Below are 21278 nucleotides of genomic sequence, written 5' to 3'. Positions count from 1 at the left end.
AATGGCGGTCTTTCCGTTTCCAGGTGACCCCACCCCATGTCCCAGAACTCCAAGGCCAAGCGCGACAAGCGCAAGAAGCAGCAGGCCAAGCGCCCGTTCCTCCGCCTGAACGCGCAGCAGCAGGTGCAGAACCATGCCGTGCTGACCAACGAAGACGGCCAGGTGGTTGCGGCCATCGGCCTGCAGGGCCGTGAGTGGCTGCTGGCCATCGGCGGCCAGACCATGGGCAATGCCGAGAACCCGGTGCCGATGCTGGCCATGCTCAAGCACCTGGCCAACGTGCAGGAGAAGGAAGGCCGCAAGGTCAACCTGGAGTACTCCGAACTGCTGCAGAAGCTGCTGGACACCCTGGCCGCCGAATCCGAGCAGACCGCTGACGAGTACCTGGACAAGCTGGTCGCCGAGTTCGAAGGCGTCGACGCTGCTGAGGGCGAGGAAGGCGAAGCCGCCGAGGGCGACGTGGCCGAAGAAGCCGCTGCCGAGGCCGCTCCGGCCGCTGACAGCGACAGCAAGCCGCAGGCCTGAACCGGCCGCGGCGGTGACGGTCTACGTCGATGACGCGGTGCATCCCTGGCGTGGACAGCGCTGGGCGCACCTGATGGCCGACACCCTGGCCGAGCTGCACGCGATGGCGGCGCAGCTCGGCATTCCCCCGCGGGCCTTCCAGAACAAGGCCAGCGGCGCCCACTACGACGTCACCGCCGAGCTGCGTACGCAGGCGATCGCGCTCGGCGCGCAGGCGATCTCAAGGCACACCGACCGCGCGCTGGTCAAAGCGGTGATCGCCAACGCCAGGGCGCAGTACCGGCCGTAGATGGGAGCGCCGGGCATGGCCCGGCGCTACCGATCAATCTCAGAACGGGTCGCTGCCCAGCCGGATTTCCACGTTCAGCAGCGAGCACAACGCCAGCATCGCGTCGTCGTCGCGGGTCAGCGCCATCACGCCGGTGAAGCCGTCGCTGCCGGCATCCACGCTCCACAGCGTGTAATTGTGCTCGCGCAGGCGGTCGAAGGCGGTGGACATCAGCTGCACGCCGTCCAGGTCTTCGGCGAAGTCCTCGTCGTCCAGGTCGCCGCCCCAGTCCAGCTGCAGGTTGAAGCGCGCCGACAGCTCGTTCACCGCCGACTGCAGCGATTCCAGGTCATCTCGTTCCACCTCGAAACCGGACTGCCAGGCAATGGCCGTGAACAGCGCCGGCAGCCAGTCGCTGTCCGCTTCCAGCGGCTGCCCGTCCTCGGCCAGATGCTCGCGCCAGCGGTTGAACTGCTGCAGGGCCAGTTCCTCGTCGCCCGGGTTGATCAGCACCAGCAGGTTCCAGACCCGCGCCTCGAAGCCGTCTTCGTCGAAGTCGTGGATGTCTTCCTCGAAGTCGAAATAGTCGCTGTTGTCGGGCATGGCGGAACTTCCTCTGGGGCAGGCCGGCATTCTACGGTTTATCCTGTGCCGCTGAAGCCGGCCTTGGTGGCCGTCACTGTGAATGAAGCGATGAGCGATACCCCTCCCGACCACCTGGCGATCAACCCGGCCAGCCCCTTCCATGATGCACAGGCGCTGGAGCGCGGCGTTGGCGTGCGTTTCAACGACGTCGAGCGCGACAACGTCGAGGAATACTCGGTCAGCGAAGGCTGGATCCGCGTGCAGGCCGGCAAGGCCCGCGACCGCCGCGGCAACCCGATGACGATCAAGGTCAAGGGCAAGGTCGAGGCGTATTTCCTGGAAACGAAGCCGGAATAACCGGCTTGTGTAGAGTCGAGCCATGCTCGACTGCTTTCCGTTCCGGGTTCATGACGCCTGGGGCAAGAGCAGTCGAGCATGGCTCGACTCTACATTCGGCGTCATTCGCGCTTGCGCGATTCCAGCAGGTCCAGGTTGCGGATCAGGCGTCGCGAGATCTCATCGGAGATCACCCCGCGCCGGGTCAGCCGGAACAGCTCCTCGCGCTCGGCATTGAGGCCGGCGCTGCGCAGCTGGCGGTAACCCAGTTCCATGCGCCGCACCTTCTCCGGGTCCACGTCGGGCCCGTCGCTGTCCTTCTCCAGGTGCCGCTGGTACAGCAGGCTCACCCGCGAGGCGGCATCGTTGTACAACTGCACGTTCTCGGTGTTCTGGTTCATCACCATCTGCTGGCGCATGCGCTCCACCCCCGCCAGCGCGGCCTTCGATGACAGCCTGCGTGCGAGGTCTTCTTCCTTGCGTTCACCCGAATCGGCCGGCAGCTGCAGGCCCTTCAGCAGCTGCGGCAGCGCCACGCTGGCGCCGACCAGCGAGAACAGGATCACCGCCGCTGCCAGGAAGATCACCAGGTCGCGCGCCGGGAACGGACTGCCATCAGGCAGGAACAACGGCAGCGTCAGCACGCCGGCCAGGGTGATCGCACCGCGCACGCCGGCCACCGAGGTGGCCACCACGATGCGCCAGTTCGGTGCCTCGCCACGCTCCAGCCCGCGCCGCCGCGCGCGCAGCAGGTTCCAGCGCAGCGACAACCATACCCACAGCAGGCGCAGCGTGATCAACGTGGCATTGATCACCAGCACGTAGACCAGCAACCACCACGCGCTCTGGTGGCCGCTCTCGTTCATGGTGGTGGTGGCACGTTCGACAATGCCCGGCAGCTGCTCGCCCAGCAGCACGAACATGATGCCGTTGAAGCTGAACTGCAGCATGTTCCAGACCCCGGCACGCTGCACGCGCATGCTGCCGGAGACGCGGCCGGTCATTTCCACGTAGCTCATCGAGATGCCGGCCGCGACCGCAGCCAGGATGCCCGAGGCATTGATCTCTTCGGCCAGCAGGTAGGCCGCGAACGGAATCAGCAGGTTGACCAGCATCGCCGCACCCGGCTCCTCGCCGAAGCGGCGCCACAGCCAGCGCTGGAAGGTGGAAACACCGAGGGTGACCGCCACGCCCACCGCCAGGCCAGCCACCGCCACCCACAGGAAGGTCAGCGAGGCCGTGGCCAGCGAGAAGGTACCGGTCATCACCGCCGCCACCGCGAAGCGGAAGCAGACCAGGCCGGACGCATCGTTGAGCAGCGACTCACCTTCCAGGATGTGCATCAGGCGCTTGGGAATCGGCGCCTTGGAGGCGATCGCCCCGACCGCCACCGGGTCGGTCGGCGACACGATCGCCGCGAGCGCGAAGCACACTGCCAGCGGCATCACCGGAATCATCCAGTGGATCAACAGGCCGGCACCGATCACGGTGAACACCACCAGGCCAAACGCCAGCTCGAGGATCGCGCCTTTATCGCGGAACAGGCCCTGCTTGGGGATGCGCCAGCCGTCGAGGAACAGCAGCGGCGGCAGGAACAGCAGGAAGAACACTTCCGGCTCCAGCGCGTGCCCGCGGTTGAACACCCCGGCGATCACCGCACCCAGGCCGATCTGCACCAGCGGCAGCGGCAATGAGAACGGCAGGACGCGAACCAGGTAGCCGCTGGCGACAACGGCCACCAGCATCGCCAGGACGACTTCGATGGTATGCATGCTTCTTCCAGGAAGCGGCGCGCGGGGAGGCACGGGTGGCCAGCGCCGGAAACCCGGAAAAAATTACCACACGCGGCCACGACCGCGGCGACCACGGCCGCCGCGCGTCAGCCCCGGCTCATGCCCCGTCGAAGCGGTACAGATCCATGGCAAGGAATCCGGCGTCGATGCCGGCATCGATGCGACGGGCACCGAAGCCACTCTCGCCGGCCGCGCCCATTGCGAAGAACAGCGGCAGCAGGTGCTCATCGGTGGGATGCGCGCGCTCGGCGAACGGCGCCTGCCGGCGATAGTCCAACAGGGCCTGGCGATCATCAGCCGCCAGGCGCTGCTCCACCCATTCGATGAAAGGCCGCACGTACGGCGCTTCCTTGCCGTCCTGGTAATCGCCCCAGTCGTGCAGGTTGTGGGTGATGCTGCCCGAGCCGACCAGCAGCACGCCCTGCTCGCGCAGCGGTGCCAGCGCGCGGCCCAGCGCGAACTGGTGCTCGGGGCCAAGCAGCGGCTGGATCGACACCGGCACCACCGGAATGTCGGCCTGCGGGCGCAACAGCCGCAGCGGCACCCACGCACCGTGGTCGAGGCCACGTTGCGGGTCGAGCGCCACCGGCAGGCCAGCGGCGGCGATGCGGCCGGCCACCTCTTCGGCCAGCGCTGGATCACCCGGCGCCGGGTACTGCAGTTCGAACAGCGCGCGCGGGAAGCCACCGAAGTCGTGGATGGTCGGCGGCTGCGGGTGTGCGCCGACCAGCGGCTGCCGGCCCAGCCAGTGCGCCGAGGCCATCACGATGGCACGTGGCGCCGGCAGGTCACGCGCCAGCTCGGCCAGGCGCACGCCGACCTGGCCCGGATGCAGGGCAGTCATCGGCGAACCATGTGAGATGTACAGCGAAGGCAGGCGGGACATGGAATTCTCCAGTTGCAGGATCAGGCGGCGATCAGCGCGAACGCAGGGTCCACTTGCCGTCGCCGACCAGGAACAGCACCACCAGCGCCAGCGTCCAGAACGCCGGGTATTCCCAGCCGCCGCCAGCGTTGGCGAAACTGAAGCCATTGGCGCCGTGCACGGTCACGATGGTGCCCAGCAGCAGCGGCACGCCGACCAGGCCCACCCAACGTGCGTAGATGCCCAGCAGCAATGCAGCGGTGATCACCAGCTCGACGCCGATGGTGAGGTAACCGAGCACGCCGGGCAGGCCCAGCGATTCGAAGAACGCGGCGGTACCGGCCGGGGTGAACACCAGCAGCTTGGTCAGCGCATGGACCAGGAACAGCACGCCCAGGGCCAGGCGCAGCAGGGTGGCGCCATACGGGGCCAGCGGCGAAACAGGAGCAGTCGTGGTGTGCATGGGGGAAACACCTTGAAGGGAGTGGCCACAGGTTATTGCGCCTTCACGGCTCGATAAATACGATCTTTCGACCGTATTTATTTCAAAAGGCGCAACAATGGACACCCTCGAGGCGATGCGCGTGTTCGTGGCGGTGGTCGAGCGCAACGGCTTCAGTGCTGCCGCGCAGGCCCTGGACCTGTCCACCGCCGGCGTCACCCGCCACGTCGCCGCGCTGGAGAAGCGCCTGGCCACGCGCCTGCTCCACCGCACCACGCGCCGGGTCAGCCCGACCAGTGCCGGTGCCGCCTACTACGCCCAGTGCGTGCGCCTGCTGGCCGAGTTCGACGCGCTGGAGGCCAGCATCGGTGCGCAGGCGCTGGAGCCCTCGGGCACGCTGCGGATCAACGCGCCGGTCAGCTGGGGCATCGCCCGCCTCGGGCCACTACTGGCCAGCTACCGCGAGCGCTTTCCACAGGTGGAACTGGACCTGGCCCTGTCCGACCGGCTGGTGGACATGGTCGAGGAAGGCTACGACGTCGCCATCCGCATCACCCGCGAGCCGGGGCCGACGTTGATCGCGCGACGTCTGGGCGAATCGCGGGTGAGCCTGTGCGCCGCGCCGTCCTACCTGGCCGCACGCGGCACCCCACAGACGCCGCAGGACCTGCAGGCACACGCGTGCCTGAGCTACAGCTACTGGGCCGCCGGCAACAACTGGCCGCTGCAGGGGCCCGGCGGCGAAGTGAAGGTGGCGGTGAGCAGCCTGCTGCACGCCAACAACGGCGACGTGCTGCGCGAAGCAGCAATCGCCGGCATGGGCGTGATCCTGCAACCGGATTTCCTGCTGGAAGACGCGCTGGCCGATGGCCGCCTGGTGCGCATCCTGCCCGAATGGGAGGCCTCGCCGATCGGCATCTTCGCGGTCTATACCAGCCGCAGCCACCTGGCACCGAAGGTGCGCAGTTTCATCGACCACCTGGTGGAGGCCGGGGTGTAGCCGAGTCTGGCGCTTGCCGGTAGTGCCGGCCGCTGGCCGGCAATCAGACACATCCCGGTCCTGGGCGAATGCCGGCCAGCGGCCGGCACTACCACTTAGGCGGCAACCTCATCCAGCGCCTCGATGATCCGTTCCAGCGGCGCCGGCCGCCCCAGCAGGTAACCCTGCACCTGGTCGCAGCCGTGCGCAGCCAGCCAGTCCAGCTGCCCCGGCGTTTCCACGCCCTCGGCGATGATGGTCAGGCCCATGCTGTGGCCCAGCGACAGCAGCGCGCGGCAGATCGAGGCATTGCGCGGATTGGTTTCCACGTCGGCGACGAAGCTGCGGTCGATCTTCAGGATGTCCAATGGCAGGTGCTGCAGGTAGGACATGCTGGAATAGCCGGTACCGAAGTCATCCAGCGACACGCTGATGCCCTGCTCGTGCAGGCGTTGCATGGTCTGCATCGCCTGCGCCGGCTTGCGCATCAGGCTGCTCTCGGTCAGCTCCACGTGCAGCGCGCCGCGGGCCAGGCCGAACTCCTGCTGCGCGCGGGTGAACTCGGCCACCAGATCGCTGTTGAAGAACTGCACCGCCGATACATTGACCGCGATCGGCAGCTCGCCCCAACCGGCCTCGACCAGCCGGCGCTGCGCCTTCGCCGCCGCACGGATCACCCAGCGCCCCAGTGCCAGGATCAGCCCGGTGTCCTCACACAGCTGGATGAACTCGTTGGGCGGGATGAAGCTGCCATCGGCCTGCGGCCAGCGCAGCAGGGCCTCCAGCGCGGCCGGACTGCCATCGCTGGCGTGCCGGATCGGCTGGAAATACAGCTGGAACTCGTTGTCGATGGCGGCGTGGATGCGTCCGGCCAGGCGCAGGCGATCGGCCAACCGCGTGGTCACCGCCGCGTCGAACCAGACCACCACATTGCCTTCGGCGCGCGCGGCATGCGCGGCCTGTGCGGCCATGCCGATCACCTGCTCGGCGCTGTGGCCGTCGCCGGCAATGTGCACGGCCACGCCGATGCGCGGCTCGAACTGGTGCAGCGAATCCTTGCCGCGCATCGGCGCCGACACGATCTGCAGCAGGTCGTCCAGCACGCGCTGGGTATCGTGCTCGGCACCGATGGCGAACACGAAGTCCTCCGCCGGCTGGAACGCCAGCGTGCCGCAGCGCGCGCCCAGGCCACCAAGCCGGGTCGCCATCGACTGCAGCACCGCATCGCCGATCTCGCGGCCCAGCGTGTCGGCCACCAGCTGCAGGCCGCGCAACTGCACGAACGCAATGGTGTAGCCCGCATCGTGCTCGTCCAGCTGTTCGGTCAGCGCGCGCACGTTGAGCAGGCCGGTGGCCGGGTTGTGCCGCGCCTGGTAGGCCAGGTCGCGCTCGTAGGCCAGCCGTTCGCTCACATCCTCGGCCAGCACTAGGCAGGCGGGCTGGCCATCGAAATCGAGCCTGGACAGGTGTGCGCGCACTTCGAACACACTGCCGTCCTTGCGCCGGTGCAGGCGCACGGTGGCATCCTGCAGCTCGCCGACACGGGCCTTGGCGATCGCACCCTTCACCTCGTCCCAGCCTTCACGCGGGCGGATGTCGAGGATGCTCATCGCGAGGAATTCCTCGCGGCTGTAGCCGTACTGGCGCACGGCGGCATCGTTGACCTCGATGAAGCGCAGCGTATCCGGATCGAACACCCAGAACGGTGCTGGATTGCGGTCGAACAACAGGCGGAAGCGGCGTTCCACTTCGCTCATCTGCTCGCGGGCCTGGTAGCGTTCGCTCAGGTCGGTCAGGGCACCGATCATGCGGCGCTCGCTGTCGGCCACCTCCACCCGCTGCCCGCGTGCGCCCACCCAGCGCACTGCGCCTCCGGGCAGTACCAGGCGGAACACCTGGTCGAGCACCGCGCCACCGGCGAAGGCCTGGTCGAAGGCCTGCTGCAGGCGCGCCGCATCATCACGATGCACGCGCGCGAAGAAATCGGCCACCGGCAGCGCATCGGTCTGCACGCCGAAGATTTCACGCGCCAGCGGTGACCAGCGCAACAGTGCGGCATCCTCGTCCACGTACCAGGTGCAGACGCGCCCGACCTGGTGGGCCAGGCGCAGTTCGGCATGCCCGGTCTTCAGTTCCTCCGCCATCGACTGCTGGCGGCGGGTGCTGCGGCGCACCGCGTACAGCAGGACCAGCAGCACCCCGACGTAGGCCAGCACGATCGCTACTGACGCCTGCAGGTAGGGCCACCAGGGTGCCAGCACGTCCTCATCGGCCAACCCGACCTGCACCGCCAGCGGGCTGCGCTCCAGCGTGCTGATGGTGATGATGCGGGGCACGCCATCCACCGCGCCCGGCAGGCTGCCCAGCTCGACCACCGCCTGCTTGCCGAGCAGATCGCGGCGCGGCAGGTCGTAGCGACGGCCGACCGTACCATGCGGGTCCGGCACGCGGGCCAGCATGTAACCTTCGGCATCGCTGATCGAGACCAGTCCGTTCGGACCGACATCGAGGCCACCGATGATGCGCTGCAGCTCACCGCAGCGCAGCCGTGCCAGCAGCCAGCGGTCGCCGGCCATCGGCAGCGCCAGCGGCACCACCCAGCCGTCGTCGCTGGCACGCTGCGGCGGGCCGATGTACAGCGCGCTGCCCTGGCCACGGCGTTGCGGATCGGTCCACAGCGGCAGGTTCAGATCGCCCCTGCCGGCGGTGATCGAGCGACCATGGCGATCGAGCACGACGATGCTGTGCAGCTCGGCATGGCGGCGCAGCACGCCATCGATCGAAGCATCCAGCAGCGCCGGGGCCTGTGCGGGCACGCTGCGGAACAGTTCTGCGGCGTCGGCGGCGATGCCGGACATCGCCCGCTCCAGGTTGCGCAGTTCCAGTGCCAGCAGGCGCTCGCTGCCCACCGCCAGCGCGCGGCTCTGCCGCTGCGCGGCCTCCAGCCGGCGCTGGTGGTCGTTGATCAGCATGGTGGTCAGGCCGGCCACCAGCAACACGCCCAGCAGCACCCCGCCCCAGGTAATGGCGCGCAGCGGCCGGGCCAACGCCCGTTTCAGCGCGGGCATCGGTTGGTCTTCCTTGTGCAGTCGGCTGGCTTCATGCGCGAACGAATCCTCCACATCCCCGACCTCAACGGCCGGCGGACGCCATTCTTGACGCCTGACCCGCCCCCGCATGGCCACCTCCCCGTGTCCGCGCAGGGCTCCTGAGGCCAGCATGCACCACACCGGAGACGGCGTGAAGATCGGTTCCGCGCGTTCAGCCAGATCCTGCACAGGGCAGGCCACGCCGCGGGGCCGCCAGACGGGCCGGGGCGGATTAGACTTGGTGTTTTCCGCTGCAAGAGAAGTCCATGTCCAAGCTGCGCCGTCCCACCCTGGCACTGGCCATCGTTGCCAGCCTGTCCCTGGCCGCCTGCGACCGTCCGGCCGAACCGTCGGCCGGCACCGCCACGCCGGCCGACGCCGCGCCCGCTGCGGCCAAGCCGATGCTGGGCAGCTTCGGCTTCGATGCCAGCGGCATGGACCGTAGCATTGCCGCCGGCGATGATTTCTTTGGTTTCGCCAACGGCACCTGGGTCAAGAACACCGAGATCCCGGCCGATCGTTCGCGTTTCGGCAGCTTCAACGTCATCGCCGAGAAGACCCTGGCCGACACCCGCGCGATCCTCGAAGGCGCCGCCGGCAACACCCAGGCCAGCGGTGACGACAAGCTGATCGGCGACTACTACGCCGCCTACATGGACGAAGCCGGCATCGAGCAGCACGGCATCGCGCCGGTGCAGCCGCAGCTGAAGGCGATCGAGACCATCGCCGACAAGGCCGGGTTGGCCCGAGCCCTGGGCGGCGAGATGCGCGCCGACGTCGACCTGCTCAATGCGACCAACTTCTACACCGACCGCCTGTTCGGCCTGTGGGTGTCGGTGGACCTGCTGCAGCCGGACCGCAACGCGCCCTACCTGGTGCAGGGCGGCCTGGGCATGCCCGACCGTGACTTCTACCTCGGCGCCGGCCGCATGGCCGAGCTGCGCAAGCAGTACCAGGCCTACATCGCACAGATGCTGCAGCTGGCCGGTGTCGCCGATCCGGCGGGCAAGGCGCAGCGCATCCTCGCGCTGGAGACGAAGATCGCGCAGGCGCACGCCACCCAGGAAGAAACCAATGATGTGACCAAGGGTGCCAATCCCTGGACCCAGGCCGACTTCAATGCCAAGGCGCCGGGCATGGACTGGAACGCCTTCCTCGACGCGGCTGCGCTGGGCAAGCAGCAGGACTTCATCGTCTGGCAACCCAAGGCCGTGGCCGGCCTGTCCAAGCTGGTCGCCACCGAGCCGCTGGATGTCTGGAAGGATTACCTGGCCTTCCACGCGCTGGACCGCGCCGCTGCCTACCTGCCGAAGAAATTCGCCGATGCCCGCTTCGCCTTCCACGGCACCACGCTGAGCGGCACGCCGCAGCAGAGCGACCGCTGGAAGCGTGCAGTGGACGACGCCAACCATGCCATCGGCGAAGCGATCGGCAAGCGTTACGTCGAGAAGCACTTCGACGCCAAGACCAAGGAACGCGCGGACGAGATGGCGAAGAACATCATCGCCGCCTTCGCCAAGCGCATCGACGCGCTCGCGTGGATGTCGCCGCAGACCAAGGCCAGCGCCAAGGCCAAGGTGGCCGGCCTGACCGTGGGCATGGGTTACCCGGAAAAGTGGCGTGATTACACCGGCCTGGAGATCCGCCGTGATGACGCGCTGGGCAATGCGCAGCGCGCCGAACTGTTCGAGTACCAGCGCAACATCGCCAAGCTGGGCAAGGCGGTCGACCACAGCGAGTGGGCGATGCTGCCGCAGACCATCAACGCGATGAACGTGCCGCTGGAGAACCGCCTGGTGTTCCCGGCCGCGATCCTGCAGCCGCCGTTCTTCGACGGTGCTGCCGACGACGCGGTGAACTACGGCGCCATCGGCGCAGTGATCGGCCACGAGATCAGCCACGGCTTCGACAACGCCGGTGCGCTGTTCGACGAGACCGGCAAGCTGCACAACTGGTGGACCGCTGAAGACCTGAAGCAGTTCAACGCCGCTGGTGATGCGCTGGCCGCACAGTTCAGCAGCTACGAGCCGTTCCCGGGCGTGCATGTGAACGGCAAGCTGACCCTGGGCGAGAACATCGCCGACGTGGCTGGCCTGGGTACCGCCTACGATGCCTACCAGCTGTCGCTGCAGGGCAAGCCGGGCCAGACCCTGGAAGGCTTCACCCCCGACCAGCGCTTCTTCCTCGGCTTCGCCCAGGCGTGGCGCAGCAAGAGCCGCGAGCAGGCGCTGCGCAACTCGCTGCTGACCGATGTGCATGCACCGGGCCAGTTCCGCGCACTCACCGTGCGCAACATCGACGCCTGGTACCCGGCGTTCGAAGTGAAGGAAGGCCAGAAGCTGTACCTGGCCCCGGACAAGCGGGTCAAGGTGTGGTGATGTAACCGGAACGGGCGCCGAAAGGCGCCCGTTTCATTTCCCGGTAGCTGCCAACCTTGGTTGGCACATGCCCCGCCCTGGTAGCTGCCAACCTTGGTTGGCAAATACCCCGCTCTGATGGGTGCCGACCTTGGTCGGCACGGGGTAGGAATCCACGCACATGTCCCGGCTCTGGTGGGTGCCGACCTTGGTCGGCACGGGGCAGGAATCCACGCATGGCGTGGATCTACCTGCGGGTGGTGGCAACCATCAGCAGAGCGCTCGCAGCCAACACCGCGGCAACCCACAGATTCGCATGCAGGCCCATGCCATCCAGCAGCCGGCCACCGCCCCACGCCCCGAGCGCGATGCCCACATTGAACACACCAACGTACAGCGCGGTGGCGATCTCCACGGCCTGCGGCAGCGCCTTCATCATCCAGCTCATCAGGCCCACCGATACGCCGCCATAGGCCAGGCCCCATAGCAGCAGCACCGCAATGCCACCGCTCGGCGTGCCCCCCAGCCACAGCAACAGCAGCGGCGTCAGCAGCAGGCCCGATGCGATCGCCAGCAACGTACCGCGCGGATGGCGCGCTGCCAGCGGCCCGGCAATGAAGTTGCCGGCGATGCCGGCCAGGCCGTAGGCAAACAACAGTGCACCGATCCACGACGCCTCCACGCCCGAGACGGACGTCAGCAGCGGCCGCACGTAGGTGAAGGCGATGAAGTGCCCGGACACCAGCAGCACGGTCAGCCACAGGCCACGCCGCAGGTCGCGCTGGCCAAGCTGCTGCACGAACTGCCGCAGCCGCACCGATGTACTTACAGGTAACGCAGGAACCACCCGCAGATGCAGCAGCATCACCGCCGCACTGAACAACGCCATCGCTGCAAAGGCGCTGCGCCAACCCAATGCATCCCCGATCAGCGCGCCCAACGGAACGCCCAGCACCGACGCTGCGGCCACGCCGCCGAAGATGATCGAGGTAGCCAGGCCGATGCGGTCAGCCGGCACCAGGCGCGCAGCCAGACCGCCGGCGATGGCCCAGATGCCGCCCATGCAGAACCCCACCAGCACCCGTGCGGCCAACAGCCAGCCGATGCCCGGTGCCAGCGCCGACGCGAGGTTGGCGACCAGCAGGAGCGCAAGCAGCGCGCACAGGATGCGACGGCGATCAATGCCACCGGCTGCGATCACCACCAGCGGTGCGAACACTGCCGCCAGCAGGGCCGGCAGCGAGATCATCAGGCCGGCGGTGCCGGTGGACGCGCCGAGATCTTCGGCGATCGGGGTCAGCAGGCCGACCGGCAGCATTTCGGTGGTGACCACCGAGAACGTGGCGAGGCCGACGGCGGAAACCGACCACCACGGATGACGAGGCACAGTCGCGGCGTGCGCAGGCGATGAAGCGCTCACGGGACGATTCCTTCAGGGGATGTGGTCGAGGCAGACGGGCGCAGTGCACGTTGCGCGAGCACGGCGAACAGCAGCACGCCACCGCCTGCCACCAGCGCAACAGCAAAACCGCTGCGCACGCCCCCCGCATCGACACCCTGCCCGGACAGTGCCGCGCCCAGCGCCACGCCGATGTTCAATCCGGCCAGCAACCAGGTCATGCCTTCGGTCAGGCGCGATTCGGGCACGTACTGTTCGACCAGCGACATCGCAACGATCATCGTCGGCGCGAAGAACACCCCGGCCAGCAGCACGGCAACGGCCAGGGCAGGCAGGCTGCCGACCCACAGCAGCGGTAGCGTGGCCAATGCAGTGGCCGCTGCTCCGGTCAGCAACAGGCGCGGCAACGGGATCTGCAGCTTCTGCGCACCAAACAGCAGGCCCGCCGCGCAGCTGCCCAGCGCATAGGCCGACAGCACCCAACTGGCAGCCAGTGGCTGCCCGCGCTGTTCGGCGAAGGCCACGCTGGTGATGTCGACGGTACCGACAATCACACCCATCGCCAGCATCAGCAACGCCAGCAGGCGGATCTCCGCTTGCCGCAGCAGCGAGCGCGAGGGTGTTGCGCCTTCGCAGCGCTGCAGCGGTGGTTCGGTACCGCGTTGCAGAACCAGTGCGGTCACCCCGAGCACCAGCAGCAGGGCGGCGGCCAGCACGCCGGCCTGCGGCCATACTGCCACCGACAACCCGACGGACAACGGTGGCCCGGCGATGAAGGTCACCTCGTCGAACACGGTCTCCAGCGAATACGCGGTCTGCAGCTGCGGGCGCCCGTGATGGATCGCGGTCCAGCGCGCGCGCACCATCGCCGACACGCTGGGCATGCAACCGGCCAGCATCGCCGCAATGAACAGCGTCCAGTCCGGCGCGGCCAGCAGCGTGCACGCAAGCAGCAACAGCAACCCCGCCGCACTGGCCGCGGTGGCCCACGGCAGCACCCTGCCCTGCCCGCGCCGGTCGACCCAGCGCGATACCTGCGGCGACAGCAACGCGTAGGTCAGCACGAAGGTGGCCGACACCGCACCGGCCAGTGCATAGCTGCCGCGCAGCTGGGACAGCAGGGTGATGATGCCGATACCGGTCATCGGTAGAGGAAGGCGTGCCAGCAGCCCGGCCAGGGCGAGGCCGGCGGTGCCGGGGGCAGCGAACAGGTCGCGATAGGGGGTGGCCATCAGGATCTCCAGGGCAGCGACTTGCCTGGCGCACCGAGCGCCACGACAATACATACAGAGCGTATGAATAAGAGGCTACATTCATACGTGCCGTATGTAAATAATCATGCACTGTGTATGTAAGGAGCTCCGGATGGTTCGTCGCACCCGCGCCGAGATGGAAGAAACCCGCGCCACCCTGCTGACCACCGCCCGCCGGGTGTTCAGCGCGCATGGCTATGCCGCCACCTCGATGGACGACCTGACCGCCCAGGCCGGGCTGACCCGCGGCGCGCTGTACCACCACTTCGGCGACAAGAAGGGTCTGCTGGCGGCTGTCGTCGCCCAGCTCGATGCCGAGACCGACCTGCGCCTGCAGGCGATCAGCGATGGCGCGGATGATGCCTGGGACGGCTTCGTGCAGCGTTGCCGCGCCTATCTGGAGATGGCACTGGAGCCGGAGATCCAGCGCATCGTGCTGCGCGATGCGCGCGCGGTACTCGGTGGCGCCTCACCGGAATCGCAGCGGCACTGCGTGAACTCGATGCAGCGCCTGATCGAGCAGCTGATTGCCGAGGGTGCGGTGGCGCCGGTGGATGCGCAGGCGATGGCGTCGCTGATCTACGGCAGCCTGGCCGAGGCCGCGTTCTGGATCGCCGAGGGCGAGGATGGCGACGCGCGCCTGCAGCAGGCGACGGCGGCGCTGGAGATGCTGTTGCGTGGGTTGAAGTCGACCGGGTAACGCCCATCCACGCATGGCGTGGACTTACTGCGGAATCCGCTCTGGTAGAGGCCAACCTTGGTTGGCGCTTCTGCGGCACTGCGCGAAATGCGTGCCGACCAAGGTCGGCAGCTACCAGAACCAAGGTGTCAGTAGATCCACCTACTGCGGAATCCGCTCTGGTAGAGGCCAACCTTGGTTGGCGCTTCTGCGGCACCGCGCGAAATGCGTGCCGACCAAGGTCGGCAGCTACCGGAGCAGTTCGGGCCACTCGCGCAGTACATCCACCGGCACGCCCACGCGCGTGCAGGCGCGGCTGGCGAGGCCATCGGGCAGTGCGCGGCGGAACAGCGGCGCCATGCCCTGCATCAGCTTCGCCGACGCTGCAGCCTGTGCGCGCTGGCGCGCATTGCGTTCCAGCATGCCCTCGGCCCAATCCGGCAGCAGCGCCGCACCGGCGCCGAGGAACACTTCGCGCGACAGGCCCGGCACCGGTACCGGCAGGCGCACGCCGGACAACACCTCCAGCACTTCGCGCGAACGTCCGTCGACGCGCAGTTCCGGCTGCCGCGCGCAGAAGTACGCCGCCACTTTCGCTTCGCTGCGCGGTACATCCACCGCACCCAGCGCTTCGGCCACGCGGCGGTACTCGTCGTAATAGCGATCGGCGATGTGCGCCGGCACCTCGCGCCCGTAACGACGGAAGCCCTGCAGGAAACCGAAGGCTTCGGTCACGTGCACCCAGGTCAGCAGCTGCGGATCGTCCGCCGCATAGGGCTCCCCCTGCGCGGTCTGGCCGCGGATCTGCGCATGGATGCGGCGTACCTTGGCCACAAGCGCCTCCACCTCGCCGCGGGGCGCATAGCTGGTGCCGGCAACGAAGGCGGTGGTGCGGCGCAGGCGTCCCACCAGGTCCTGGCGGAAATTGGAGTGGTCGTAGACGCCGGCCAGCGCGCGCGGGTGCAGGGTCTGCAGCATCAGCGCACACAGGCCACCGGCCAGCATCGAGGGGAATTCCGCATGCAGGCGCCAGGTGACGCTGTCGGGGCCGAACCAGCCCGGGTCTCCCAGCGGGTGGTCGTAATCGATGCCGCTCTGGCCACGCGGGAAGGCCTCCAGTACCCAGCGCCGGATAGGCGCGGTCACGGGGCGGGAAAGTCGCTGCAGCAGAGCCGGCATCACAGGTCCAGGAAAGGCGGAAGAGCGGCCGCAGGTTGCGCGGTCGGCCCCGATTCTGGGCGATCACGACGCCGACGGCGAGCCTCCGCGCTCAGCCACGGTTTCATGTGCAGCCGCAGCACGTTTCACCCTGCGACATCCTGTCGCAGGCTGCGACCATGATGTTGCGATGCAGCAACATTCACCCATTCAGACAAAACCCTTACGCCGCTAGGCATTGCGCCCATTGCACGGCTCGCTGGAAGTGCTAGAACTGAACCCGCCACACCGTCCAACGCTGATCGACGCACGTTCCACAAGGAGCCAGCCATGATTGCTTTGTTCAAGGGTTTGGGACTACTGCTTCGCGACAACGAGCTCTACAGCAGCCCGTTCGAAAAACAGGTCGCGCACTGGCGCAGCCTCAGCGAGCAGCAGATCCGCGATGAAGTGGCTGTGCTGGCCCAGGCCAAGTGCCAATGGCTGATCGCCTCGATCGTCGGCTGGCAGGCGGCCTCGCTGCTGATCCTCGGGCTGATCACCAACTACCTGTGGCGCGACGATTACCACATCACCTTCACCCGCGTGGTCGTGGTGTTCGGCTCATGGATCTCGATCCTGTTCGTGATCTGGTTCATGGCCAACATGTTCGACCGCACCGCCGGTTTCGAGCGTTGGATGAAGGCCTTCAACAGCCGCGCCCGCATCAGCTCCAAGGCCGACAGCGTCGAGAACGTGGCCGAGGCACTGGACCTGGCCGAGCACTACCCGGAAGTGCTGGACTACAAGCAGGCCGTCACTGCCAAGCGCGAGCTGCGCCATGAGGACATCCGCATCATGACCGAGATCGGGCGCATGAAGCAGCACTCAGAACTGGTCGGCCGCCTGAACCATGTGGGTGAGAACGAGCACCACCACGACCTGACACTGCAACCTGCCTACTGATCCTTCAGGGAAGCGGGGGGGCCCACAATGCCACCGTGATCACTCACGGTGGCATTGTTCTATCGGGTCCTGGCTGACGCATTGGTGGAAGCCCCTGGGCAGGTGACGCATCGCCTCGGTCTTTCCCACCGCCACCGCGAACCGACGCAACGGCGGCGTGGCACACGCGGCCCCGCTGCTGCATGCAGGGTCCAGCACCACGTAGTGGCAGTGGCCACTGCTGCTGGCGATGCACTGGAACCGCGCCTCGCCATCGACCACGGTGCGTTTGCTGTACAGCGTGTCCACGCCGTTGGCATTGGTACGGGTGATCGAGGTTTCGCTGGACTTCTCGCAGCCGGCCAACGACAGCGCAGCAACGCAGGCAAACAGGAACAGGCGCATGGTGCCTCCAGGGTGCGGCTACATGCCGCGGAACAGGCTCATGAACGGTTGGCTGACCACCAGCGTCTCCGTACGCCCACGCAGGCGCAGCACCCCGCGCCCGGTATCGTCGCGGCTGACCGCTGCCACCGCCTTCATGTTGACGATGGTCGAGCGATGGATCTGGCGGAAGTGCTGCGGATCGAGCACTTCCAGCAGCTCGCGCAACGGTGTGCGCAGCAGGCTCTCACCGGCCGCGGTCATCACGGTGGTGTACTTGTTGTCAGCACGGAAATAGGCCACGTCTTCCAGCATGATCAGCTGCGTCTCGCGGCCGTTGCTGGCGGTGATCCAGGCCAAGGGCGGGCGCTCTGCCGCCCTCTGCGACGGCCCCAGGCGCTGAAGCAGGCGTTCGAGTACGGCATCGTCCTGGCGCGTTGATGGCAGCCGCGACAGGATGCGTTCGCGCGTGGCCAGCAGGCGCTCATCGCTGACCGGCTTCAGCAGGTAGTCCATCGCACCCTGCTCGAACGCGTCGATGGCGTACTGGTCGTAGGCGGTAACGAACACCACCTGGGTGCGCGGGCTCAGTTCGGACAGCGAACGGGCCACTTCAATGCCACTGATGCCGGGCATGCGGATATCGAGGAAGGCGATGTCCGGCTGTTTCTCGGCCAGCTGTTCCAGCGCACTGGCGCCATCCTCGCACTCGGCCACCAGCTTCAGGTCCGGCCACAACCGGCCCAGCTGCTCGACCAGCGACTGCCGCAGCAGTTCCTCGTCTTCGGCAATGAGCGCCTCAAGCGGCATGGCTGCGCTCCTTGCTCGACTGCGGCAGGGTCATGGTCGCGGCCACGCCGCTGGGGAAGTTGGCGACGATCGCCACGCCGGCCTGTTCGCCGCAGGTCAGGCGCAGGCGCTCGCGCAGGTTCTTCAGGCCGATGCCGGTACCGCTGGTGCCCTGGCCGAAGCCGAGGCCATCGTCGGCCACCGTCACCGTTACATGGTCATCGAAGCCACGCGCCAGGATCCAGATCGTGCCACCGCCGGGCTTCGGTTCCAGGCCATGCTTGATCGCGTTCTCCACCAGCGTCTGCAGCGCCATCGCCGGCAGCTGCACGCCGTGCAGTTCGTTCGGTACCTGCACTTCCACCCCCAGCCGTGCGCCCATGCGGATACGCAGGATCTCCAGGTAGGCACGGGTACGCTCCAGCTCCACGCCCAGCGTGGACAGCGATTCGTCCACCTGTGGCAACGAGCTGCGCAGGTACTGGATCAGGTGGCCCAGCATCTGGTCGGCACGTGCCGGGTCGGTGCGGGTCAGCACCTGCGCGTTGGCCAGCGTGTTGTAGAGGAAGTGCGGTTCCACCTGCGCGTGCAGCAGGTTCAACCGGGCCACCGACAGCTCCTTTTCCACCTGGGTCTGCTCAGCCGCGGCCTGCTCGTCGCGACGCTGGTCGGCAACACGGCGGCTGATCGCGCGGGTGACCGCTTCGGCGTTCTCGAAGTTGCTGCCCTCATCCAGTGCCAGCAGGTCGGCCCACCAGCCGGCATCCGGCTCAAACAACAGGGTGACGGTACTGGTGCCCTGCCCCGGCGTGACCGTCGCCAGCACGCTGTTGCGCTTGATCGCCAGCCGTGCCGGCAGGTTCCAGCGCGATGGCTGGCGGCCGTTCCAGGCATCCACGCGGCGCACGTAGGCCCGCACCTGCAGGCTGCCGGCCGAACTTTCCACGTCTTCAACGCGCGGCAGTTCAGCGATGGCCGCTTCCACCACCGAGAATGCCTGGCCGGCATCCATCGGCAGTTCCACCTGGCGGCGCTGGCGGCCGGAGAGCGTGGTCGAATCCAGCCGGCCGGCGACCAGCCAGACGCGGCGTACATGGGTAATCGCGCTGCCCAGCGCGGAAATCATCAGGAACATCGCCAGCAGGCCGAAGATCCAGCCGGGGCCATCGTTCATGCCGCTGAAGATGCCGCTCCAGACCATGCCGGCGACGAACAGCGCCGCAGCCCAGGCCAGCAGGTGACGAAGCAGGAGAGAGAGGCTGGCGAACACGGCGGCGCCTTGGAGGAAGGGGGTGAGCCGAGCATAGGGCGGCCCGCCGGGCAAACAAGCGGGTTGCGACGAAGGGCCGGAAAGCGGGGATGGAAGCCATTCTGGTAGAGCCGGCCGCTGGCCGGCCCACCATTATCTCCGCATGCATCACAGGGTTGCCGGCCAGCGGCCGGCACTACCCGGGAGGCGCCGGGCAAGCCCGGCGCGTTGCCTTATTTGCGCTGGTCGGCGCTGGCGTCACGCACGGCGCGGAACGATTCGTCCTTGCTCCAGTTTGGCCAGCTGCGCGAGTTGGCCAGCTGGTTGCCCAGCGTGTACAGCACCTCCAGGTCGCGGGCGGCACCGGCGAACACCCAGTCCGGCTGCCACTCGTCGCCCTGCTGGTGGTAGCGCTTGGCGGTGTAGTCCTCGGAGGCCTTCTTGCCTGCGGCCACGCCACCGTCCACCCAGTCCTGGCCGGCCGACCAGGACAGCGCCGGCACGCCACGCTTGGCGAACGGGAAGTGATCGGAGCGGAAGAACAGGCCCGCTTCCGGCTTCGGGTCCGGCGTGTAGCGGATATCCCAGCCCTTGGCCACGTCCTTCAGCTGGTCCAGCAGCTCGAAGCGCGCGGCACCGTAGATGCCGAAATCACGCGACGGCCCGAACGGCGCCATGCCATCCATGTTGATCACCGCCACGGTCTTTTCCAGCGGATACAGCGGATGGGTGGCGTAGTACTCCGAACCCAGAAGGCCCTTTTCCTCGGCGGTGACCGCCAGGAACAGCAGCGAACGCTGCGGGCGCTTGGCCTTGGCGAAGCCACGGGCCAGTTCGATCAGCGATGCGGTGCCACTGGCGTTGTCCAGAGCGCCATTGAAGATCCGGTCGCCACGTGCGTCGGGCTCGCCCACGCCGATGTGGTCCCAGTGCGCGCTGTAGACGATGGTCTCGTCCGGGTGGCTGCTGCCTTCCAGGCGCGCGGCCACGTTGTGCGAGGTGATCACTTCGGTCTTCACCGCGTACTTCGCGTCCAGGCTGGCGCCGGTCAGCGGCACCGGGGTGAAGTCGCGCTGCTGCGCCTTCTTCTTCAGCGCCTCGAAGTCCTGCCCGGCCGAGCGGAACAGCTCCACGGCCAGGTCGCGCTGGATCCAGCCTTCCAGCAGCGGGTGGCTGTCGGCCGGATTGTCGCGCACCACATCGAACATGGTGTTGGTGTTGGAACCGGCCACGGTGGCCCAGCCGTACGACGCCGGTGCGGTCTCGTGCACGATCAGCACGCCCAGCGCGCCCTGGCGGGCGCCTTCTTCGTACTTGTAGGTCCAACGGCCGTAGTAGGTCATGCCCTTGCCGTCGAAATCACCCTGGCCGGTCTCGAAGTCCGGGTCATTGATCAGCACGACGGCGATCTTGCCCTTCAGGTCCACGCCCTTGAAGTCATCCCAGTTGCGCTCCGGGGCCTTCACGCCGTAGCCGAGGAACACCAGCGGGGCCTTGCTGATGTCGACGTTGCTGGCGCCGTTCATGGCCGCGCGCACGGCGATCTGCTTGCCCTGTTCCAGCGCAACGGTCTTGCCGCCCTGGTGCAGCGCCAGCTGCGGTGCGCCGACGATGTCGCCCTTGCGCAGCGGCACCGCCTGGGTCCACAGGCGCTTGCCGTCCTTGAGGTCGCCGCCCGGCTGCAGGCCGGCGTCGGCGAACTGCTTGCTGAGGAAGGCGATGGTCTTCTCTTCGCCGGCGGTGGCCGGGGAGCGGCCTTCGTAGGCGTCGGAGGCCAGTTCCTTGACGTCGGCGGAGATCCGCGCGCCATCGAATTTCGGGGTGGCCGCCATCAGTGCGCTCGACACCGACAGGGCCAGCACGCCCAGTACCACTCGTTTCATTGCTCTCTCCAGCAGGGAAATCCTTCTGGAGTGTAAGGGGTTCGGCAGGGCTGCGCCCTGCACCTGCCGAAGCCGGGGCAACAGCAACAGCTGAAGCAACAGCGGCATTCCGTGGGATGGCGGGGTGGGTCCGGTTGCGGGGGACGCCGTGAATCCGTCCCTGGAGGCTTGGGCGCGCCATCCATGGCGCTTACACCCCCGCAACCGGACCCACCCCGCCTTCGACAGGTTCCCGCTGCTGTTGGTGGGTGTCGACCTTGGTCGGCACGCCGCTGTTGGTAGGTGTCGACCTTGGTCGACACGCCGCTGTGGTAGGTGTCG

General features: G+C 67.6%; 19 protein-coding genes. 7 read left to right on the top strand and 12 right to left on the bottom strand.

Annotated features, from left to right (window positions below):
- Nucleotides 1-36 precede the first annotated feature (36 nt).
- Both ACZK13_RS02220 and ACZK13_RS02215 read left to right on the top strand, forming a co-directional pair.
- A complete protein-coding gene (locus ACZK13_RS02220; protein ID WP_005407913.1) occupies nt 37-525 on the top strand; it encodes a hypothetical protein in 489 nt (162 codons plus the stop codon).
- A 13-nt stretch (nt 526-538) separates the two neighbouring features.
- Entirely contained in the window at nt 539-814 is a 276-nt protein-coding gene (locus ACZK13_RS02215) for a DUF4031 domain-containing protein (RefSeq protein WP_049398338.1), read from the top strand.
- Between the two features lie 39 nt (nt 815-853).
- On the opposite strand, the gene ACZK13_RS02210 is transcribed toward ACZK13_RS02215, so the two are convergent.
- Nucleotides 854-1396 carry a DUF6630 family protein gene (locus ACZK13_RS02210; RefSeq protein WP_005407911.1) on the bottom strand — a complete coding sequence of 181 codons (543 nt, stop codon included), beginning with the start codon at nt 1394-1396 and terminating at the stop codon, nt 854-856.
- Between the two features lie 90 nt (nt 1397-1486).
- Here ACZK13_RS02210 and ACZK13_RS02205 point away from each other — a divergent pair, with 90 nt between their 5' ends.
- A complete protein-coding gene (locus ACZK13_RS02205; protein WP_012509930.1) occupies nt 1487-1735 on the top strand; it encodes a DUF3297 family protein in 249 nt (82 codons plus the stop codon).
- A gap of 101 nt (nt 1736-1836) precedes the next feature.
- Here the strand turns inward: ACZK13_RS02205 and ACZK13_RS02200 are convergent, their stop codons facing one another.
- From ACZK13_RS02200 to ACZK13_RS02190, 3 genes are all read right to left on the bottom strand, one after another.
- A complete protein-coding gene (locus tag ACZK13_RS02200) occupies nt 1837-3486 on the bottom strand; it encodes a Na+/H+ antiporter (protein WP_253143384.1) in 1650 nt (549 codons plus the stop codon).
- Nucleotides 3487-3604: 118 nt separating this feature from the next.
- Nucleotides 3605-4393 carry a dioxygenase family protein gene (locus tag ACZK13_RS02195; protein WP_046983084.1) on the bottom strand — a complete coding sequence of 263 codons (789 nt, stop codon included), beginning with the start codon at nt 4391-4393 and terminating at the stop codon, nt 3605-3607.
- Between the two features lie 31 nt (nt 4394-4424).
- Nucleotides 4425-4835: a DoxX family protein gene (locus tag ACZK13_RS02190; RefSeq protein ID WP_253143383.1), complete on the bottom strand. Its 411-nt coding sequence runs from the start codon at nt 4833-4835 to the stop codon at nt 4425-4427.
- Nucleotides 4836-4932: 97 nt separating this feature from the next.
- On the opposite strand from ACZK13_RS02190, the gene ACZK13_RS02185 reads away from it, so the two are divergent.
- The gene (locus ACZK13_RS02185; RefSeq protein WP_253143382.1) at nt 4933-5814 is read left to right on the top strand and encodes a LysR family transcriptional regulator; all 882 of its coding nucleotides are present in this window, start codon (nt 4933-4935) and stop codon (nt 5812-5814) included.
- Between the two features lie 95 nt (nt 5815-5909).
- Here the strand turns inward: ACZK13_RS02185 and ACZK13_RS02180 are convergent, their stop codons facing one another.
- A complete protein-coding gene (locus tag ACZK13_RS02180) occupies nt 5910-8972 on the bottom strand; it encodes a bifunctional diguanylate cyclase/phosphodiesterase (RefSeq protein WP_253143438.1) in 3063 nt (1020 codons plus the stop codon).
- Between the two features lie 176 nt (nt 8973-9148).
- On the opposite strand from ACZK13_RS02180, the gene ACZK13_RS02175 reads away from it, so the two are divergent.
- The gene (locus ACZK13_RS02175) at nt 9149-11260 is read left to right on the top strand and encodes a M13 family metallopeptidase (protein ID WP_253143381.1); all 2112 of its coding nucleotides are present in this window, start codon (nt 9149-9151) and stop codon (nt 11258-11260) included.
- Between the two features lie 226 nt (nt 11261-11486).
- Here ACZK13_RS02175 and ACZK13_RS02170 read toward each other — a convergent pair whose 3' ends face one another.
- Together ACZK13_RS02170 and ACZK13_RS02165 are read right to left on the bottom strand one after the other, a co-directional pair.
- Nucleotides 11487-12659: an MFS transporter gene (locus tag ACZK13_RS02170; protein WP_180837552.1), complete on the bottom strand. Its 1173-nt coding sequence runs from the start codon at nt 12657-12659 to the stop codon at nt 11487-11489.
- Entirely contained in the window at nt 12656-13870 is a 1215-nt protein-coding gene (locus ACZK13_RS02165; protein WP_180837551.1) for an MFS transporter, read from the bottom strand. Before ACZK13_RS02165 ends, ACZK13_RS02170 begins: the two co-directional genes overlap by 4 nt.
- A gap of 133 nt (nt 13871-14003) precedes the next feature.
- Between ACZK13_RS02165 and ACZK13_RS02160 the strand changes: the two genes are divergently transcribed.
- A complete protein-coding gene (locus ACZK13_RS02160) occupies nt 14004-14591 on the top strand; it encodes a TetR/AcrR family transcriptional regulator (protein ID WP_253143380.1) in 588 nt (195 codons plus the stop codon).
- A gap of 228 nt (nt 14592-14819) precedes the next feature.
- On the opposite strand, the gene ACZK13_RS02155 is transcribed toward ACZK13_RS02160, so the two are convergent.
- Nucleotides 14820-15749 (bottom strand): oxygenase MpaB family protein, encoded by a 930-nt coding sequence (locus ACZK13_RS02155; protein ID WP_478482238.1) that lies wholly within the window; start codon nt 15747-15749, stop codon nt 14820-14822.
- 309 nt (nt 15750-16058) lie between these two features.
- Between ACZK13_RS02155 and ACZK13_RS02150 the strand changes: the two genes are divergently transcribed.
- Nucleotides 16059-16673: a hypothetical protein gene (locus ACZK13_RS02150; RefSeq protein ID WP_032128761.1), complete on the top strand. Its 615-nt coding sequence runs from the start codon at nt 16059-16061 to the stop codon at nt 16671-16673.
- 39 nt (nt 16674-16712) lie between these two features.
- On the opposite strand, the gene ACZK13_RS02145 is transcribed toward ACZK13_RS02150, so the two are convergent.
- From ACZK13_RS02145 to ACZK13_RS02130, 4 genes are all read right to left on the bottom strand, one after another.
- Nucleotides 16713-17057, bottom strand: a complete 345-nt coding sequence (locus ACZK13_RS02145) for a hypothetical protein (protein WP_253143378.1) — start codon at nt 17055-17057, stop codon at nt 16713-16715.
- Between the two features lie 18 nt (nt 17058-17075).
- Nucleotides 17076-17846, bottom strand: a complete 771-nt coding sequence (locus tag ACZK13_RS02140) for a LytR/AlgR family response regulator transcription factor (protein WP_032128763.1) — start codon at nt 17844-17846, stop codon at nt 17076-17078.
- Entirely contained in the window at nt 17836-19095 is a 1260-nt protein-coding gene (locus ACZK13_RS02135; protein ID WP_010484138.1) for a sensor histidine kinase, read from the bottom strand. Before ACZK13_RS02135 ends, ACZK13_RS02140 begins: the two co-directional genes overlap by 11 nt.
- Nucleotides 19096-19307: 212 nt before the next feature.
- Entirely contained in the window at nt 19308-20957 is a 1650-nt protein-coding gene (locus ACZK13_RS02130) for a M28 family metallopeptidase (RefSeq protein ID WP_125892416.1), read from the bottom strand.
- Nucleotides 20958-21278 lie beyond the last annotated feature (321 nt).

The sequence above is a fragment of the Stenotrophomonas sp. 99219_Sma genome (genome assembly GCF_056480785.1).
This window is presented reverse-complemented; position numbering and strand designations above follow the sequence as displayed.

Excerpts from the sequence above, each read along its gene's own strand:
- ACZK13_RS02210 (WP_005407911.1), bottom strand. The coding sequence starts at position 1,396 with ATGCCCGACAACAGCGACTATTTCGACTTCGAGGAAGACATCCACGAC.
- ACZK13_RS02145 (WP_253143378.1), bottom strand. The coding sequence starts at position 17,057 with ATGCGCCTGTTCCTGTTTGCCTGCGTTGCTGCGCTGTCGTTGGCCGGC.
- ACZK13_RS02155 (WP_478482238.1), bottom strand. The coding sequence starts at position 15,749 with ATGCCGGCTCTGCTGCAGCGACTTTCCCGCCCCGTGACCGCGCCTATC.
- ACZK13_RS02180 (WP_253143438.1), bottom strand. The coding sequence starts at position 8,972 with ATGCGGGGGCGGGTCAGGCGTCAAGAATGGCGTCCGCCGGCCGTTGAG.
- ACZK13_RS02150 (WP_032128761.1), top strand. The coding sequence starts at position 16,059 with ATGATTGCTTTGTTCAAGGGTTTGGGACTACTGCTTCGCGACAACGAG.
- ACZK13_RS02130 (WP_125892416.1), bottom strand. The coding sequence starts at position 20,957 with ATGAAACGAGTGGTACTGGGCGTGCTGGCCCTGTCGGTGTCGAGCGCA.
- ACZK13_RS02220 (WP_005407913.1), top strand. The coding sequence starts at position 37 with ATGTCCCAGAACTCCAAGGCCAAGCGCGACAAGCGCAAGAAGCAGCAG.
- ACZK13_RS02140 (WP_032128763.1), bottom strand. The coding sequence starts at position 17,846 with ATGCCGCTTGAGGCGCTCATTGCCGAAGACGAGGAACTGCTGCGGCAG.
- ACZK13_RS02200 (WP_253143384.1), bottom strand. The coding sequence starts at position 3,486 with ATGCATACCATCGAAGTCGTCCTGGCGATGCTGGTGGCCGTTGTCGCC.
- ACZK13_RS02165 (WP_180837551.1), bottom strand. The coding sequence starts at position 13,870 with ATGGCCACCCCCTATCGCGACCTGTTCGCTGCCCCCGGCACCGCCGGC.
- ACZK13_RS02175 (WP_253143381.1), top strand. The coding sequence starts at position 9,149 with ATGTCCAAGCTGCGCCGTCCCACCCTGGCACTGGCCATCGTTGCCAGC.
- ACZK13_RS02205 (WP_012509930.1), top strand. The coding sequence starts at position 1,487 with ATGAGCGATACCCCTCCCGACCACCTGGCGATCAACCCGGCCAGCCCC.
- ACZK13_RS02160 (WP_253143380.1), top strand. The coding sequence starts at position 14,004 with ATGGTTCGTCGCACCCGCGCCGAGATGGAAGAAACCCGCGCCACCCTG.
- ACZK13_RS02195 (WP_046983084.1), bottom strand. The coding sequence starts at position 4,393 with ATGTCCCGCCTGCCTTCGCTGTACATCTCACATGGTTCGCCGATGACT.
- ACZK13_RS02185 (WP_253143382.1), top strand. The coding sequence starts at position 4,933 with ATGGACACCCTCGAGGCGATGCGCGTGTTCGTGGCGGTGGTCGAGCGC.
- ACZK13_RS02190 (WP_253143383.1), bottom strand. The coding sequence starts at position 4,835 with ATGCACACCACGACTGCTCCTGTTTCGCCGCTGGCCCCGTATGGCGCC.